Consider the following 486-nt stretch of genomic DNA (forward strand, 5'->3'; position numbering starts at 1 on the left):
GTATAGGGCACTGAGCCCGGCCGTGGTGCGTAAGCCGACACCGAGCCGTTGTTGATGATGCGGCCGCCCATCGGCTGCTGCCTGCGCATGGCGCCGAAGGCGGCGCGGGCGCACAGGAACGAGCCGGTGAGATTGACCCCGATGACTTCGTTCCACACCTCGACGGGGATCTCGTCGATCAATGTCGACTTGTAGCTTGTGCCGGCATTGTTGAAGAGCAGGTCGACACGACCGAAAGCCGCCGCCACGGTCTCGAACATCTCGTCGACCTGATCGGCCTTGCTGATGTCGCAGGCGACCGCCAGCGCCTTGGCTTGTGTCGATCCGGCGTCGTCGATCGCCTTGTTCAGCACCGGCTTGCGGCGTCCGCAGAACACCGTGTTCCAGCCGGACCTGAGCAGCGCCGTAGCGACGGCTTTGCCGATGCCCGTGCCGGCGCCGGTGACGATGGCCGTTTTGTAGTTTGTCATAACTGTCCTCCTACAG

Annotated in this window: 1 protein-coding gene; it reads right to left on the reverse strand. The window is 63.8% G+C overall.

The genetic code is table 11. The features are described 5' to 3' along the window. Positions 1–470, reverse strand: a 470-nt coding sequence (locus EOA86_RS37930; RefSeq protein ID WP_164892472.1) for an SDR family oxidoreductase, incomplete at its 3' end; no start/stop codon positions are given. Positions 471–486 lie beyond the last annotated feature (16 nt).

The sequence above is a fragment of the Mesorhizobium sp. M5C.F.Ca.IN.020.32.2.1 genome (assembly GCF_004023105.1).
In the GTDB taxonomy this organism is placed as follows: domain Bacteria; phylum Pseudomonadota; class Alphaproteobacteria; order Rhizobiales; family Rhizobiaceae; genus Mesorhizobium; species Mesorhizobium wenxiniae.